Origin of the sequence: Micromonospora kangleipakensis (genome assembly GCF_004217615.1) — a bacterium.
GTDB lineage: Bacteria > Actinomycetota > Actinomycetes > Mycobacteriales > Micromonosporaceae > Micromonospora > Micromonospora kangleipakensis.
Map to the genome: position 1 here is coordinate 1,658,565 of NZ_SHLD01000001.1, position 15,164 is coordinate 1,673,728.

At 72.6% G+C, this 15,164-nt stretch carries 13 protein-coding genes; 6 read left to right on the forward strand and 7 right to left on the reverse strand.

Features of this window, described 5'->3' with window-relative positions:
• Nucleotides 1–90 precede the first annotated feature (90 nt).
• A complete protein-coding gene (gene thrS / locus EV384_RS08115; RefSeq protein ID WP_130331596.1) occupies nt 91–1,308 on the forward strand; it encodes a threonine--tRNA ligase in 1,218 nt (405 codons plus the stop codon).
• A gap of 137 nt (nt 1,309–1,445) precedes the next feature.
• Here the strand turns inward: thrS and EV384_RS08120 are convergent, their stop codons facing one another.
• From EV384_RS08120 to EV384_RS08130, 3 genes are all read right to left on the reverse strand, one after another.
• Nucleotides 1,446–3,425: an ABC transporter ATP-binding protein gene (locus tag EV384_RS08120; protein ID WP_130340350.1), complete on the reverse strand. Its 1,980-nt coding sequence runs from the start codon at nt 3,423–3,425 to the stop codon at nt 1,446–1,448.
• 77 nt (nt 3,426–3,502) lie between these two features.
• Nucleotides 3,503–5,236, reverse strand: coding sequence for an ABC transporter ATP-binding protein (locus EV384_RS08125; RefSeq protein WP_130331598.1), 1,734 nt, complete (start codon nt 5,234–5,236; stop codon nt 3,503–3,505).
• On the reverse strand, nt 5,230–5,751 hold the full coding sequence (locus EV384_RS08130; RefSeq protein WP_130340352.1) for a MarR family winged helix-turn-helix transcriptional regulator: 522 nt from the start codon (nt 5,749–5,751) through the stop codon (nt 5,230–5,232). Before EV384_RS08130 ends, EV384_RS08125 begins: the two co-directional genes overlap by 7 nt.
• Nucleotides 5,752–5,842: 91 nt before the next feature.
• Here EV384_RS08130 and EV384_RS08135 point away from each other — a divergent pair, with 91 nt between their 5' ends.
• Entirely contained in the window at nt 5,843–6,400 is a 558-nt protein-coding gene (locus tag EV384_RS08135) for a TetR/AcrR family transcriptional regulator (RefSeq protein WP_130331600.1), read from the forward strand.
• Nucleotides 6,401–6,418: 18 nt separating this feature from the next.
• Here EV384_RS08135 and EV384_RS08140 read toward each other — a convergent pair whose 3' ends face one another.
• A complete protein-coding gene (locus tag EV384_RS08140) occupies nt 6,419–7,858 on the reverse strand; it encodes a GuaB1 family IMP dehydrogenase-related protein (protein ID WP_130331602.1) in 1,440 nt (479 codons plus the stop codon).
• Between the two features lie 238 nt (nt 7,859–8,096).
• The gene (locus tag EV384_RS08145) at nt 8,097–9,851 is read right to left on the reverse strand and encodes an acetyl/propionyl/methylcrotonyl-CoA carboxylase subunit alpha (protein ID WP_130331604.1); all 1,755 of its coding nucleotides are present in this window, start codon (nt 9,849–9,851) and stop codon (nt 8,097–8,099) included.
• 131 nt (nt 9,852–9,982) lie between these two features.
• Here EV384_RS08145 and EV384_RS08150 point away from each other — a divergent pair, with 131 nt between their 5' ends.
• The 4 genes from EV384_RS08150 (at nt 9,983) to EV384_RS08165 (ending at nt 13,826) form a co-directional block, all read left to right on the forward strand.
• Complete coding sequence (locus tag EV384_RS08150; protein WP_242623982.1) at nt 9,983–10,642, forward strand: PadR family transcriptional regulator; 660 nt, start codon at nt 9,983–9,985, stop codon at nt 10,640–10,642.
• 124 nt (nt 10,643–10,766) lie between these two features.
• A complete protein-coding gene (locus EV384_RS08155; RefSeq protein ID WP_130331606.1) occupies nt 10,767–11,723 on the forward strand; it encodes an ATP-binding cassette domain-containing protein in 957 nt (318 codons plus the stop codon).
• A gap of 18 nt (nt 11,724–11,741) precedes the next feature.
• Nucleotides 11,742–12,497: an ABC transporter permease gene (locus tag EV384_RS08160; protein WP_130331608.1), complete on the forward strand. Its 756-nt coding sequence runs from the start codon at nt 11,742–11,744 to the stop codon at nt 12,495–12,497.
• A 57-nt stretch (nt 12,498–12,554) separates the two neighbouring features.
• Entirely contained in the window at nt 12,555–13,826 is a 1,272-nt protein-coding gene (locus EV384_RS08165) for an MFS transporter (RefSeq protein WP_130331610.1), read from the forward strand.
• Nucleotides 13,827–13,841: 15 nt separating this feature from the next.
• On the opposite strand, the gene EV384_RS08170 is transcribed toward EV384_RS08165, so the two are convergent.
• Complete coding sequence (locus EV384_RS08170) at nt 13,842–14,495, reverse strand: O-methyltransferase (protein ID WP_130331612.1); 654 nt, start codon at nt 14,493–14,495, stop codon at nt 13,842–13,844.
• A gap of 9 nt (nt 14,496–14,504) precedes the next feature.
• A complete protein-coding gene (locus EV384_RS08175; RefSeq protein ID WP_130331614.1) occupies nt 14,505–15,161 on the reverse strand; it encodes a Maf family protein in 657 nt (218 codons plus the stop codon).
• Nucleotides 15,162–15,164 lie beyond the last annotated feature (3 nt).

The window sequence follows — 15,164 nt, forward strand, 5'->3', positions numbered from 1 at the left end:
GTCGACGAGGCCCCGGGGCGAACCGCCCCGGGGCCTCGCGGCGTTCCGGGCCGCCTCGCCTCCGGGTCGTACCCGATCAAGGAGAGCGACATGATCGACCACCGCAGGCTCGGCCGGGAGCTGGAGCTGTTCGTCTCCGACCCGCTCGCGGGCGCCGGCCTGCCCATCTGGCTGCCGGCCGGCGCCGCCGCCCGGCACGCCGTCGAGGAGTACGTCCGCGAACTGGAGCGCCGGGCCGGATACCGGCACGTCTACTCGCCGCCGCTGGGTAAACGGGAGCTCTTCGAGCTCTCCGGCCACCTGGGCTACTTCGCCGACGACATGTTCCCGCCGATGCGGCTGAGCGCCGACGACGAGTTCGTGCTCCGGCCGGCGCTCTGCCCGCACCACGCGCTGGTGTTCCGCGCCCGGGGCCGCTCCTACCGGGAGCTGCCGCTGCGGATCGCCGAGCTGGGCGGGATGTACCGGGCGGAACGCTCCGGCGTGCTGGGCGGGCTGTCCCGGGTCCGCGCCATCTCGCTGAACGACGCGCACAACTTCTGCGCCCTCGACCAGGTCGGCGACGAGGTACGCGAGATCCTGCGGCTGATCCGCGAGGCGCACGCCGCGCTCGGCGTACGACCGGCCGGGTTCCGGCTGTCGCTGCGCGGGCCGGGGGAGAAGTACGTCGGGGACGACGCCGCGTGGGCGCGGGCCGAGGAGCTGCTCGGCGCCGCGCTCGACGGGGTGGAGTTCACCGAGGCGCCCGGCGAGGCCGCCTTCTACGGGCCGAAGATCGACATCCAGATCGTCGACGCGGCCGGCCGGGAGTCGACCATCTCCACCATCCAGCTCGACTTCGACAAGCCCGAGAAGTTCGACCTGTCGTACACCGACGCGGACGGGTCGCGGCGGCGGCCGGTGCTGGTGCACCGGAGCCTGGTCGGCAGCATGGAGCGGCTCTTCGCGTACCTGATCGAGGTGCATGCGGGCGCCTTTCCGGCCTGGTACGCCCCGGTGCAGCTGGTGCTGCTCCCGGTCGAGGAGGGGCAGGCCGGCGCGGCCGTCGACCTGGCCCGCCGGGCCGGGGCGGCCGGGCTGCGGACCGAGGTCGAGGTGGCCGGCTCGCTGGGCGCCCGGGTCCGCGACGCCGCCCGCCGCCGCATCCCGTACGTCGGGGTGCTGGGCCCCCGGGAGGCGCTCGACGGCGCGGTCTCGCTGCGGCTGCGCGACGGTCGCGCGCTGGCCCCGATGCCCGTCGCCGACGCCCTCGGGCTGATCGGGAAGGTGGTCGCCGGCCGCTCGGCCGGCCTGCTCCCCGCGGACTGACCCGGCCGCGCCGGGTCCACGCCAGCGCGGCGCCGGCCGCTCGTCACCGGCCGACCGTGCGCCCGCGAACCGTGCGCCCGCCGGCTCCCGTCCGTCGTGGACGGGAGCCGGTGCCGGGCGGGATCCCTCGGGCATCGTCAGTTCCCGGCCGTCGCCGGTTGGGCGAGCTGGTCGGCCTCGTCGGCCACCACCGCCTGGCTGAACTGGGACCGGTACAGCCGGGCGTAGGCCCCGTCGGCGGCGACGAGCTGGTCGTGGCTGCCCTGCTCGACGATCCGGCCGTTCTCCATCATCAGGATCAGGTCGGCGTCGCGGATGGTGGAGAGCCGGTGCGCGATGACGAAGCTGGTCCGGTCCGACCGCAGGGCGGCCATCGCCCGCTGGAGCAGCACCTCGGTGCGGGTGTCCACCGAGCTGGTCGCCTCGTCCAGGATGAGCAGCGACGGCTCGGCGAGGAACGCCCGGGCGATGGTGATGAGCTGCTTCTCGCCGGCGCTGACGTTGCTCCCCTCCTCGTCGATCACCGTGTCGTACCCGTCGGGGAGGCTGTGGACGAACCGGTCCACGAAGGTGGCCCGGGCGGCGGCCAGGATCTCCTCCTCGGTGGCGTCGGGCCGGCCGTAGGCGACGTTGTCCCGGATGGTGCCCCCGAAGAGCCAGGTGTCCTGGAGCACCATGCCGATCCGGCCGCGCAGCTCCTCCCGGGGCATGGTGGTGATGTCCACCCCGTCCAGGGTGATCCAGCCCGCGTCCAGCTCGTAGAACCGCATGATCAGGTTGACCAGGGTGGTCTTGCCGGCGCCGGTCGGGCCGACGATCGCCACGGTGTGACCCGGCTCGGCGACCAGCGACAGGTCGTCGATCAGCGGCTTGTCCGGGTCGTACCGGAAGGAGACGTGTGCGAACTCGACCCGGCCGGTGACCCGGGGCGGTGCAACCGTGTCCGGGGTCTGCTCCTCGGCGTCGAGCACCGCGAAGACCCGCTCGGCGGAGGCCACCCCGGACTGGAGCAGGTTCGCCATCGAGGCGACCTGGGTGATCGGCTGGGTGAACTGCCGCGAGTACTGGATGAACGCCTGCACGTCGCCGAGGGTCATCGACCCGGAGGCCACCCGCAGCCCGCCGACCACGGCGATCGCGACGTAGCTGAGGTTCCCGACGAACATCATCGCCGGCATGATGATCCCGGAGATGAACTGGGCCCCGAAGCTGGCCCGGAAAAGCTCCTCGTTCTTGGCCGCGAAGGCGGCCTGCACCTGGCGCTGCCGGCCGAAGACCTTGACCAGCTCGTGGCCGGTGTACGCCTCCTCGATCTGGCCGTTCAGTTCACCGGTGTGCCGCCACTGGGCGATGAACCTGCGCTGCGACCGCTTGGCGATCCGCTGGGTGACGAGCACCGACAGCGGCACCGCGACCAGGGCGACCAGCGCCAGCAGCGGCGAGATCCAGAACATCATGGCCAGCACGCCGATCACGGTCAGCAGCGAGGTGAGCAGCTGGCTGAGCGTCTGCGACAGGGTCTGCGAGATGTTGTCGATGTCGTTGGTGACCCGGCTGAGCAGTTCGCCCCGGGGCTGCCGGTCGAAGTAGGGCAGCGGCAGCCGGTGGAGCTTCTCCTCCACCTCGGCGCGCAGCCGCAGCACGGTCCGCTGCACCACCCCGTTGAGCAGCCAGCCCTGCCACCACAACAGCAGGCTGGCCGCCAGGTAGAGCGCGAGGGCCAGGGCGAGCACCCGGCCGAGGGCGGTGAAGTCGATCCCGGCGCCGGGCACCACATCCATCCGGGCGAGCATGTCGGCGTAGTTGTCGTTGCCGGCCGCCCGGGCCGCCGCCACGGCCTGCTCCGGGCTGGTCCCGGCGGGCAACTGCCGGCCGATCACCCCGCTGAAGATCAGGTCGGTGGCGTGGCCGAGGAGCTTCGGCCCGGCGACGCTGAGCCCGACGCTCACCACGGCCAGCACGGTCACGGCACCCAGCTGGAGCCGGTGCGGCCGCAGGCGGCCGAGCAGGCGCCGGGTCGACGGCCCGAAGTTCATCGACTTCTCGGCGGGCATCCCGGCGCTCATCCACGGCGGGCCGCCGGGGCGCCGCCCGGCCGGCGGCAGCCGCTTCGGCATCGCCGCCTCCGGGCCCTGCTTCTGGACCGGTACGGTGACCTTGCCGTCCCGGGGGCCGAGCTGTCTGTTCGGCTCGCTCACGCCGGCACCTCCGCCGTCTGCTGGGACGCCACGATCTCGGCGTACGTCGGGCAGTTCTCCAGCAGGTCCTCGTGTCGTCCCATGCCGACGACGCCCCCGTCCTCGAGCACGATGATCTGGTCGGCGTCGACGATCGTGGAGACCCGCTGGGCCACGATCACCACCGCCGCGTTCGCGGTGACCGGCTTCAGCGCGGCCCGCAGCCGGGCGTCGGTGCCGAGGTCGAGCGCCGAGAACGAGTCGTCGAAGAGGTAGATCTCCGGCTGACGGACCAGCGCGCGGGCGATCGCCAGCCGCTGCCGCTGACCACCGGAGACGTTCGTGCCGCCCTGGGCGATCGGGGCGTCCAGCCCGCCCGGCATCTCGGCCACGAAGTCCCGGGCCTGGGCGATCTCCAGCGCCGCCCACAGCTCGGCGTCGGTCGCGTCCGGGTTGCCGTACCGCAGGTTGCTGGCGACCGTTCCGCTGAACAGGTACGGCCGCTGCGGCACCAGCCCGATCCGGCGCCAGACCTCGTCCGGTTCCAGCAGCCGCACGTCCACCCCGTCGACCAGCACCGCGCCGGCGGTCGGGTCGACCAGCCGGGGGATCAGCGTGAGCAGGGTGGTCTTGCCGGCCCCGGTGGAGCCGATGATGGCCGTGGTCCGGCCGGGGCCGGCCCGGAACGAGATGTCGTGCAGCACCGGAGCGCTCGCCCCGGGATATTGGAAGGCGACCCTGCGGAGCTCCAGCTCGGCGTTCCTGGTCACCGCGATCACCGGCTCGGCCATCGGCACCACCGACGACTCGGTGTCCAGCACCTCGACGATCCGTTCGGCGCAGACCGCCGCGCGCGGCACCATCATCAGCATGAAGGTGGCCATCATGACGGCCATCAGGATCTGCATCAGGTACTGCAGGAACGCGGTCAGCGCGCCGACCTGGATCTGGCCGGCGTCGACCCGCTGCGCGCCGAACCAGAGCACCGCGACGCTGGAGACGTTGAGCACCAGCATCACCACCGGGAAGATCAGGGCCATCAGCCGGCCGACGCGCAGGGCGGTCGCGGTGAGGTCGGCGTTGGCGACGCCGAAGCGCTCCGTCTCGTACGGTTCCCGGACGAAGGCGCGGACCACCCGGATGCCGGTGATCTGCTCGCGCAGCACCCGGTTGACGGCGTCGATCCGGGTCTGCATCAGCCGGAAGCCCGGCACCATCCGCCGGATGATCAGGCCCAGCGCGACGGCCAGCACCGGCACGCTGACCAGCATCAGCCAGGAGAGCCCGACGTCCTCGCTGAGCGCCATCACCACTCCGCCGACGCACATGATCGGCGCGGCGACCAGCATGGTGCAGCTCATCAGCACGAGCATCTGCACCTGCTGCACGTCGTTGGTGTTGCGGGTGATCAGCGACGGCGCGCCGAACCGGGCGACCTCGCGGGCCGAGAAGGTGTTGACGTGCCCGAAGATGGTCGCGCGTACGTCCCGCCCGAACCCCATCGCGGTCCGCGCGCCCAGGTACACCGCGGCGATCGAGCAGGCGATCTGGAGCAGGCTGACCACCAGCATCCATCCGCCCGTGCGCATGATCTGGTCGGTGTCGCCGAGGGCGACACCCCGGTCGATGATGTCGGCGTTGAGGCTCGGCAGGTAGAGCGAGGCCATCGTGCCGACGAACTGGAGCGCCACCACGGCCGCGAGGAGCCGGCGGTACGGGCGCAGACGGTGGCGGAGCAGGCGGATCAGCATGGACGGCTCCCCGGCGTCGGGTCGGTTGCGGAGTCCTGGTGTTGGTTCAACCTGCCGACCTCCCCGTCGGACATGCTCGTGATGAGTTCGGTGAGGAACTCCCGGATAACCGCCTTCTTCGCCGGATCGGCGTCGACGGAGGTGAGCGGGCGGTCGCTGTGGATCAGCTCGGTGAGCTGTTCGGCGTGCCGGCGGCCCTTGTCGGTCAGGGTCAGCTGCACGGTGCGGCGGTCGGCGCCGTCCCGGCGACGCTCGACGAAGCCGTCGCGTTCGAGGGTGTCGACGATGCCGGTGAGGGTGGCGGGCCGGACGAAGCACCGTTCGGCGACCTCCCGATGGGTGCTGTCGCCGATGCGGCTCAGGATGAACAGCACCCGCATGCCGGCCGAGGTGAGGCCGTGGTGCTCGGCCAGGTACCGCCCCCAGTGCTGCTCGACGACATGGCCGGCGATCGCGAGCAGCCGACCGAGCGGCGCGTGGCGGAGCATGTCGGGGAAGGTGACGAGCGGTTCCATCTTCACAGCCGTCAGATTAGCTACCGGACCGTCAGGGGCCAAACTAGTTTCCGACACATTATCTTGTCGCTGGCAAGATATGCTCCCGGGCATGACGGCGAACCGCGGATACCACCACGGCGACCTGCGGCGGGCCCTGCTCGCCGCGGCGGTCGAGGCGATCGGCGAGTCCGGGCCGGCCGCGCTGAGCCTGCGTGACCTGGCCCGCCGGGCGGGGGTCTCGCACGCCGCGCCCGCGCACCACTTCGGCGACAAGGCCGGCCTGCTCACGGCGCTCGCCGTCGAGGGCTTCGACCTCCTCGCCGGGGCGCTCGGCCGGGCCGGCGGCGACCTGCTCGAGACCGGGGTGGCGTACGTCCGCTTCGCGGTCGACCACCGCGCCCACTTCGAGGTGATGTTCGCGCCGGGGCTCTACCGGGCCGACGACCCCGAGGTGGCCGCCGCGCGCGCCCGGGCGGGGGCGGCGCTGCGCGGCGGGATCGCCGCGCTGCCCGCCCGGCCGGCCGCCGAGCCCGACCGGGACGCCCTCGCCGCCTGGTCGATCGTGCACGGCTTCGCCACCCTCTGGCTGGCCGGCGCCCTCCCGCCGGCGGCCGGCCCGGACCCGGAGTCCGCCGCCCGCTCGGTCATCCGCCGCCTCTTCGAGTGACCGCCATGCCGGGCGGTGTTACCAGCTGGTGGGGAGGGGCATGCCTTCGGTGTAGCCGGCGGTGCTCTGCACGCCGACCAGGGCCTGCTCGTGGAACTCGTCCAGGTTGCGGGCGCCGGCGTAGGTGAAGGCGCTGCGCACCCCGGAGATGATCTCGTCGATCAGGTCCTCCACGCCCGGCCGGTTCGGGTCGAGGTGCATCCGGGCCGAGGAGATGCCCTCCTCGAAGATCGCCTTGCGGGCCCGGTCGAACGCGCTGTCCTCGGCCGTACGCGCGCTGACCGCCCGGGCCGAGGCCATGCCGAAGCTCTCCTTGTAGCGCCGGCCGTCCACGTCGGTGTAGAGGTCGCCGGGGGACTCGTAGGTGCCGGCGAACCAGGAACCGATCATCACGTTGGACGCCCCGGCCGCCAGGGCCAGCGCCACGTCGCGTGGGTGGCGTACGCCGCCGTCCGCCCAGACGTGCCGGCCCAGCTCTCGGGCCGCCGCCGCGCAGTCGAGGACCGCCGAGAACTGCGGCCGACCCACCCCGGTCATCATCCGGGTGGTGCACATCGCACCCGGGCCGACGCCGACCTTGACGATGTCGGCGCCCGCCTCGACCAGGTCGCGTACGCCGTCGGCGGTGACCACGTTGCCGGCCGCGACCGGGACCGCCGGGTCGAGCTTGCGGACCGCCCGCAGCGCCGAGATCATCCGCTCCTGGTGGCCGTGCGCGGTGTCCACGACCAGCGTGTCGACACCCGCCTCCAGCAGGGCGGCCGCCTTGCCGGTCACGTCGCCGTTGATGCCGACCGCCGCGGCGATCCGCAGCCGGCCCCGGTCGTCCACGGCCGGCTTGTAGAGCGTGGCGCGCAGCGCGCCCTGCCGGGTGAGCACCCCGACCAGCCGGCCTTCCCCGTCCACCACCGGGGCGAGTCGCCGCCGCCCGGCCGAGAGCCGGTCGAAGCCGGTACGCGGGTCCGCGTCCGCCGGCACGGTGTGCAGCTCGGTCGACATCACGTGCCGGAGCTGGGCGAACCGGTCCACGCCGACGGTGTCCGCCTCGGTCACCACGCCGACCGGGCGGCCGGCCTCGTCGATCACGATCACCGCGCCGTGCGAGCGCTTCGGCAGCAGGTGGATCGCGTCGCCGACGGTGTCGGTGGGGCCGAGGGTGATCGCGGTGTCGTGCACCAGGTGCCGCTGCTTGACCCAGGCGACGACGTTCGCCACCACCTCGATCGGGATGTCCTGCGGGATCACCGCGATGGCGCCGCGCCGGGCGACCGTCTCGGCCATCCGGCGGCCGGCGACCGCGGTCATGTTCGACACCACCAGCGGGATGGTGGTGCCGGTACCGTCGCCGGTGGCCAGGTCGACGTCGAGCCGCGAGCCCACCTCGGAGCGGGCCGGCGCCATGAAGACGTCGTTGTAGGTCAGGTCGTGCGCGGGGACCGCGCCATGAAGGAACCGCACCCGGACATCATTCCTGCTCGCGCCCCGGACCGCCGCCGGTGGTGTCCCAAACCACCCGGCCGGCCGCCGTGCGCCCATGCCGACGAGCCGAAGCTACGGCCGCTCGCCGGTGTCGCCGTGTGGCGTCGGCCGGCCATATGCCTGGTGAGCGATATACCTGAGAGGCATAAATATGACTCACAGGCGTATCGCTCACGGTGGTGTCGGTTCCAGCCGGCGAGCCGGTGGGGGCGACGGGTCAGGCGATGGTGCAGATGGCGGCGCCGGCGGTGATGACCGCGCCCACCTCGGCGGAGAGACCGCTGACCGTACCGGCCTTGTGCGCGTGCAGCGGCTGCTCCATCTTCATCGCCTCCAGGACGACGACCAGGTCGCCCTCGGCGACGGTGTCCCCGTCCGCCACGGCGATCTTCACGATGGTGCCCTGCATCGGGGAGGTGAGCGCGTCACCGCTGACCGCCGCGCCCGCCTTGGCCCCGCCACCCCGGCGGGCCGGCTTCTTCGCGGCGGGCGCGCTGGCGGTCGTACCCGCGCCGAGGCCGGCGGGCAACACCACCTCCAGCCGCTTGCCACCCACCTCGACCACGACGGTCTCGCGCTCCGCCGGGGCCTCGGCGGCTCCGGCGGCGGCGGCGGTGAACGCCGGCACGGTGTTGTTGAACTCGGTCTCGATCCACCGGGTGTGCACGGTGAACGGCTCGGCGGTGAACGCCTCGTCCCGGACCACCAGCCGATGGAACGGCAGCGCGGTGGCCATGCCCTCGACGACCATCTCGTCGAGCGCCCGGCGGGCCCGCTCGATCGCCTCGGCGCGGGTCTCGCCGGTGATGATCACCTTGGCCAGCAGCGAGTCGAAGTTGCCGCCGATCACGTCGCCGGCCGAGATGCCGGTGTCCACCCGGACGCCCGGGCCGGTGGGGAGCCGCAGCGCGGTGACGGTGCCCGGGGCGGGCAGGAAGTTGCGGCCCGGGTCCTCGCCGTTGATCCGGAACTCGATGGAGTGCCCGCGCGGCGTCGGGTCTTCGGTGAAGCGCAGCTTCTCGCCGTCGGCGATCCGGAACTGCTCGCGGACCAGGTCGATGCCGGCGGTCTCCTCGGTCACCGGGTGCTCGACCTGGAGCCGGGTGTTGACCTCCAGGAAGGAGATGGTGCCGTCCACGCCGACCAGGTACTCGACGGTGCCGGCGCCGTGGTAGCCGGCCTCCCGGCAGATCGCCTTGGCGCTGTCGTGGATCTGGGCCCGCTGGGCCTCGGTGAGGAACGGCGCGGGGGCCTCCTCGACCAGCTTCTGGTGCCGGCGCTGCAGCGAGCAGTCCCGGGTGCCGACCACGATCACGTTGCCGTGCTGGTCGGCGAGGACCTGCGCCTCGACGTGACGGGGCTTGTCGAGGTACCGCTCGACGAAGCACTCGCCCCGGCCGAACGCGGCGACCGCCTCGCGGGTGGCCGACTCGAAGAGCTGCGGGATCTCCTCCATGGTGCGGGCGACCTTGAGGCCGCGACCGCCGCCGCCGAAGGCGGCCTTGATGGCCACCGGCAGGCCGTGGTCGACGGCGAAGGCCATCACCTCGTCCGGATTGCCCACCGGGTCCGGGGTGCCGGGGACCAGCGGCGCGCCGGCGCGCTGGGCGATGTGCCGGGCGGTCACCTTGTCGCCGAGGTCGCGGATGGCCTGCGGGGTGGGGCCGACCCAGGTCAGCCCGGCGTCGATGACGGCCTGGGCGAAGTCGGCGTTCTCGGAGAGGAAGCCGTAGCCGGGGTGCACGGCGTCGGCGCCGGCCTTCCCGGCGATGTCGATCAGCTTGTCGATCCGCAGGTAGCTCTCCGCCGCGGTGTCGCCGCCGAGCGCGTACGCCTCGTCGGCGAGGGTGACGTGCAGGGCGTCCCGGTCGGAGTCCGCGTAGACGGCGATGCTGCCCAGACCGGCGTCGCGGCAGGCGCGGATGACGCGGACGGCGATCTCGCCGCGGTTGGCGATGAGTACCTTGCGCACCTTGGTGGCTCCTCCCGGGAGGTCGATGCCGGGAGTGTATCGGCCGGCCTGGCGACCCTAACGATCGCTCAGTGTGGGATGCCGCACTCGAATGGCGAGCACTAGTCAAACTTGTTTATTACGCTTGTCCTATGTCGGCGACGCGCATGATGATTCTCGGGCTGGTCAAGTGGATGCAGCCGGTGCACGGCTACGACGTGCGCCGCGAGTTGCTGAGCTGGAGCGCGGACAAGTGGGCCAACATCCAGCCCGGTTCGATCTACCACGCGTTGCGGAAGCTGACCGAGGAGGGGCTGCTCCGCGCCGTCGCCACCGAGCAGGTCGGCGGCCGGCCGGCCCGGACCACGTACGAGATCACGGAGAAGGGCGCGGAGGAGTTCGAGACGCTGCTGCGCGGACTGTGGTGGCAGCTGCAGGAGCCCACCGATCCGTTCACCGCTGCCTTCTCCTTCCTGCCGGCCCTGCCCCGGGAGGAGGCGGCGGCGGCCCTGCGGAACCGGGCGATGCTGCTGCGTGCCGGCGCCGAGTCGATGCGGGCGGCGATCGACTCGGAGTGGATGCGGACCACCCGGCCGGTGCACGTCGGCTGGATCTTCGAGCTCTGGTCGGCCCGTTCGGAGGCGGAGATCGCCTGGTGCGAGCGGATCGCCGAGCGGATCGAGTCCGGAGTGTCGTACCTGCCTGCTGGACTGGCCGGTGGGGAGAGCTGGGTCGAGTGGCAGCAGCAGAACCTGGGCGTGGCCGGAGAGCCGGGCGGCGACCGGGCTTCGGACCCGGCCACCGAGCAATAATCAACATTGACTACAAACGCTATATCGCGTTAGCCTGAGCCCGCACAACGGGGGGAGCGCGCCGTCCGGCGTCGTCCCCAGGCAAGCACGGCCGGCGCGCCGGCCCGGACGACCAGGAGCAGAAATGATCGAGACCAGGGGACTGCGGAAGTCGTTCCGCTCCCGGGCGGGTCGCGAGACGAAGACCGTGGACGCCGTCAGGGGCGTCGACCTCAAGGTGGCGGAAGGGGAGATCTTCGGCTTCCTCGGCCCCAACGGCGCCGGCAAGACCACCACCCTGCGGATGCTCGCCACCCTCATCGAGCCGGACGGCGGCGACGCCACCATCGCCGGGGCCGACCTGCGCAAGGACCCGGCCGAGGTGCGCCGCCGGATCGGTTACGTGGCCCAGGGCGGCAGCACCTGGGACGAGTCCACCGCCCGGGAGGAGCTGGTCCTGCACGCCCGGCTCTACGGGATCGGCAAGGCCGAGGCACACCGCCGGGCCGCCCGCGCCCTGGACGCCTTCCAGCTCACCGAGTACGCCGACCGCAAGTGCAAGACCTACTCCGGCGGCCAGCGGCGGCGCGTCGAGATCGCCCTCGGCATCATCCACGAGCCGAAGATCGTCTTCCTGGACGAGCCGACCACCGGCCTCGACCCGCAGAGCCGCGCGCACATGTGGGACGAGATCCGCCGGCTGCGGGCCGACGGGATGACCGTCTTCATCACCACGCACTACCTGGACGAGGCGGACGCGCTCTGCGACCGGATCGCGATCATGGATCACGGCGAGGTCGTCGCCGAGGGCACCCCGGCCGAGCTCAAGCGCGAGATCTCCGGCGACGTCGTGCTCGTCGGCCTCGACGCCGCCGCCACGCCGCAGGCGGCGAAGCTGCTCGACGCCGAGCCGTACGTCAACAAGCTGGAGACCGGCGACGAGGGCGTTCGCCTCTACGTCGAGGACGGCGCCACCGCCATCCCGCAGGTGCTGCGCCGCCTCGACCACGCCGGGCTGGACCTGCGCTCCATCGAGCTGCACCGCCCCAGCCTCGACGACGTCTTCCTCACCAAGACCGGCCGCTCGCTGCGCGAGTCCTGAGATATCCGGAGACAGACCATGAAACTCGCCCGCGACACCTGGCTCATCTTCGAGCGCCAGATCCAACTGCTGCTGCGCAACCCGGTCTGGGTCTTCGTCGGCGTCTTCCAGCCGGTGATGTACCTGCTGCTCTTCGCCCCGCTGCTCAAGCCGGCGCTGAACGCACCCACCCAGGCGGAGGCCTACAAGATCTTCGTACCCGGCCTGCTGGTGCTGCTGGCCATCTTCGGTGGCCTGTTCCAGGGCTTCGGCCTGATCGCCGAGCTGCGCGCCGGGGTCATCGAACGGTCCCGGGTCACCCCGGTCAGCCGGCTCGCCCTGCTGCTCGGCCGCTCGCTGCGGGACGTGGTCTCGCTGGTCGTGCAGGCCGTCATCATCACCCTGCTGGCGCTCCTGTTCGACCTGCGGGTGTTCATCGGGGACCTGCTGCTGGCGTACCTGATGCTGGCGCTGATCGCGCTGATGACCTCGGCCGTCTCCTACGGCGTCGCGCTCAAGGTCAAGAGCGAGGACGCGCTCGCCCCGCTGATGAACACCGTCGCCCAGCCGGTGCTGCTGCTCTCCGGCATCCTGCTGCCGCTCACCTTCGCTCCCGGCTGGCTCCAGGGCGTCGCCGAGTGGAACCCGTTCTCCTGGGCGGTCGACGGCACCCGCGCGCTCTTCGCCGGCGACCTCGGCAACGACAAGGTCTGGCAGGGGCTGAGCATCATCGCGGTGCTCGCCGTGGCCGGCGTGGTCTGGGCCGCCCGGCAGTTCGCCCGCAGCGTCCGCTGAGAGAGCTGCCTCTCATCTGGGGCCGGGCGCCGGTCCGACGCTTGTAGCGTAAGGCCGGTGCCCCGCCTCACCCATGACAAGATCACCTGGCTGGCCTACGCCCAGCTGGGGCTGTGGGGCTTCTTCCTCTACGGGTTCGGCCCGGTCGTACCGCTGCTCCGCGACGAGCAGGGCACCAGCGCCGCCGTCGCCGGCCTGCACAGCACCGGCATCGCGGTAGGCGCGCTGCTCGGCGGGGTGCTCTTCGCGCCGGTCGCCCGCCGCCTCGGCCGCGGCCCGGTGATCTGGCTCGGCCTCGCCGGGGTGGCCGCCGGCGTCACCGCGCTCGGCGCCCTGCACCCGCTGCCGGCGACCATCGCCTCGGTGGCGGTGATCGCCGCCTTCGGCATGATGGTGATCAGCGGGGTCAGTGTCGTGCTCACCGCCCGCCACGGCGACGCCGCCCCCGCCGCCCTCACCGAGGCCAACGCCGCCTGCGCCGGCATGGGCATCCTCGCCCCGCTGGTCATCGGCGCCACCGTCGACGCCGGCCTCGGCTGGCGGCCGGTGATGGCCGTCGAGGTCGCGCTGATCGCGCTGGTCGCCCTCGCCGCCCTCACTTTCCGGGTACGCCTCCCGAGGACCGCCCCCGCTGCCGCGGCTGCCGACGAACGAGTGACCGCCGCGGCCTCCGCCGCCGACGTCCGTCCCGGCGACCCGGCCGGCGACGGGCCGAACCCGGCAGCGGCGGACCGGTTGCCCCGGGCGTACTGGATCGCCTGGGTGCTGATGGCGGTCACCGGCTCGATCGAGGTGTGCCTGTCCCTGTGGACCGCCGACGTGCTCCGCAGCCACGCCGGGCTGAGCGCCGGTCGCGCCGCGGCGGCGGTCGCCGCGATCGTCTGCGGGATGTTTGTCGGCCGGGTCGTCGGTGGCCGGATCGCCCTGCGCTGGCCGCCGGTGCCGCTGCTCTTGGCGGCGCTGGGCGTATCGCTGGCCGGCTTCGCCCTGTTCTGGGCCGCTTCGGTGGGCTGGCTCGCCGTGGCCGGCCTGGTCGTGCTCGGCCTGGGCAACGCCCTGCACTACCCGCTCGCGATCTCCATCGCGCTCGCCGTCGCCGGGCCGGCCGCCGACAAGGCGGCGGGCTGGTCGTCGTACTCGATGGGGGTGGGTTTCGGCATCGCCCCGGTCGGGCTGGGGTGGGTGGCCGACGGGGTCGGGCCGCACCTGGCCTTCCTGCTGCTGCCGGTCTTCATCGCGGCGGCCGCGCTGCTCGCCGTGCGGCTCGGCCGCGCCCTGCGCACCGCCGACCCCACCGACGACCAGGCCCCCATCCCGATCCCCGCCTGAGCGTCGCGGCGGGCCTCAGCGCACCCGGGCGAGCGTGACGCCGTCCGCGATCGGCAGCATCACCGGCTCCACCCGGACGTCGGCGAGGACCTCGTCGTTGAACGCGGCGATCGCCCGGTCGTCGGCGTTCTGCGGGGCGAGCACCCGGCCGCCGCGCAGCGTGTTGTCCACCGCGATCACCGCGCCTGGACGCATCCGCGGCACCAGCTCGTCCCAGTAGATCGGGTAGCCGACCTTGTCCGCGTCGATGAACGCGAAGTCCAGGTACCGCTCGCGGGGCAGCTCCCGCAGCGTCTCCCCGGCCGGCCCGATCCGTAGGTCGATCCGGTCGTCCACCCCCGCCCGGGTCCAGTAGCGGCGGGCGATGCCGGTGTACTCCTCCGAAATGTCGAAGCAGGTGAGCCGGCCACCGTCGGCCAGCCCTCGCGCGATCGCCAGCGAGGAGAGGCCGGTGAAGGTGCCCACCTCCACCGCCTGCCGAACCCCGAGGAGTCGGGTGAGGAAGGTCAGGAACGCGGCCTGCTCCGGCGCGACCTGCATGTCCGCCTGGGCTGGCAGCGCCGCCCGGGTCTCCTCGGCCAGCTCACGGACGATCTCGTCCGGGGCGGACCCGTGCGCGACGAGGTAGGCGTGCAGTTCCGGGGTCAGCGGCAGCGGCTTCGTGCTCATGACCGGACGTTAGCCGAGATGCTCGATCTCCTGGCCTCCTGGCGCGACCTTCGTCCACAGGTCGGTGACGCTCAGGTCCAACTCGCGGAGGAGGTTGCGCAGCAGCGGCAGGCTGAGCCCGACCACCGTTCCCGGGTCACCCTCGATCCCGGTCAGGAACGCACCGCCCAGCCCGTCGATGGTGAACGCACCGGCCACGGCCAGCGGCTCGCCCGTCGCCACGTACGCGGCGATCTCCTCGTCGCTGATGTCGGCGAAGTGCACGGTGGTGGAGGCGACCCCCTCCGCCCGCGCCTCGCGTGTCACGTCGATCAGGCAGTGCCCGGTGTGCAGCACGCCGCTGCGCCCCCGCATCCGCTCCCACCGCCGGGTCGCGTCCGCCGCGTCGGCCGGCTTGCCGAGAATCTCACCGTCGAACGCGAGCACCGAATCGCACCCGAGTACCAGCGTCCGCTCGTCCGGCGTCGCCCGCAGTCGACCGAGCACCGCCTGCGCCTTGAGCCGGGCCAGCTCCAGACACAGGTCCTCGGCCTGGTCGCTGACCACCTGTGACTCGTCCACCCCGCTGACCAGCACGTCGGGTTCGATCCCGGCGGCCTGGAGCAGCTTGCGGCGGGCGGGACTCTGCGAGGCGAGCACGAGACGCAGCGGTACGGAGTTCAGCACCCG

What these genes read in the sequence shown, in the direction of transcription:
- EV384_RS08160 (WP_130331608.1), top strand. Translation starts at nt 11,742, where the DNA reads ATGAAACTCGCCCGCGACACCTGGCTCATCTTCGAGCGCCAGATCCAA.
- EV384_RS08130 (WP_130340352.1), bottom strand. Translation starts at nt 5,751, where the DNA reads ATGGAACCGCTCGTCACCTTCCCCGACATGCTCCGCCACGCGCCGCTC.
- EV384_RS08170 (WP_130331612.1), bottom strand. Translation starts at nt 14,495, where the DNA reads ATGAGCACGAAGCCGCTGCCGCTGACCCCGGAACTGCACGCCTACCTC.
- EV384_RS08120 (WP_130340350.1), bottom strand. Translation starts at nt 3,425, where the DNA reads ATGCCGAAGCGGCTGCCGCCGGCCGGGCGGCGCCCCGGCGGCCCGCCG.
- EV384_RS08135 (WP_130331600.1), top strand. Translation starts at nt 5,843, where the DNA reads ATGACGGCGAACCGCGGATACCACCACGGCGACCTGCGGCGGGCCCTG.
- thrS (WP_130331596.1), top strand. Translation starts at nt 91, where the DNA reads ATGATCGACCACCGCAGGCTCGGCCGGGAGCTGGAGCTGTTCGTCTCC.
- EV384_RS08125 (WP_130331598.1), bottom strand. Translation starts at nt 5,236, where the DNA reads ATGCTGATCCGCCTGCTCCGCCACCGTCTGCGCCCGTACCGCCGGCTC.
- EV384_RS08150 (WP_242623982.1), top strand. Translation starts at nt 9,983, where the DNA reads ATGTCGGCGACGCGCATGATGATTCTCGGGCTGGTCAAGTGGATGCAG.
- EV384_RS08155 (WP_130331606.1), top strand. Translation starts at nt 10,767, where the DNA reads ATGATCGAGACCAGGGGACTGCGGAAGTCGTTCCGCTCCCGGGCGGGT.